The 305-nt window shown below is 47.9% G+C and carries 2 tRNA genes; both read left to right on the top strand.

Features of this window, described 5'->3' with window-relative positions:
- Positions 1–129: 129 nt before the first annotated feature.
- Positions 130–204: transfer RNA gene (locus LK536_RS58660), tRNA-Pro, on the top strand.
- 28 nt (positions 205–232) lie between these two features.
- A tRNA-Gly gene (locus LK536_RS58655) sits at positions 233–304 on the top strand.
- The last annotated feature ends 1 nt before the right edge of the window (position 305 follow it).

Here is a 305-nt window from a genome sequence, read left to right as displayed (position 1 = left end):
GGCTTAACCAGAAGGTTCAGGGAGAAGCAGGAAGTTTGTCAGTTCGGTTTTCAATATGTGGTTTTGAGGGTACGTAATATACTTGAAATTTTCAATCATCTATGGTATATTATTTATCGTTGGTGATGACGGGGTGTGGCTCAGCTTGGCTAGAGCGCCTGGTTTGGGACCAGGAGGTCGCAGGTTCGAATCCTGTCACCCCGACTTTCATTAATTAAATAAGATATAATATGCGCGAGTGGCTCAGTGGTGGAGTATCGCCTTGCCAAGGCGAGGGTCGCGGGTTCGAATCCCGTCTCGCGCTT

The sequence above is a fragment of the Clostridium pacaense genome, assembly GCF_020709765.2.
Classification (GTDB): Bacteria; Bacillota; Clostridia; order Lachnospirales; family Lachnospiraceae; genus Enterocloster; species Enterocloster hominis.
The sequence above is the reverse complement of the archived record's forward strand: the minus strand, read 5'-3'. Positions and strand labels throughout refer to the sequence as shown.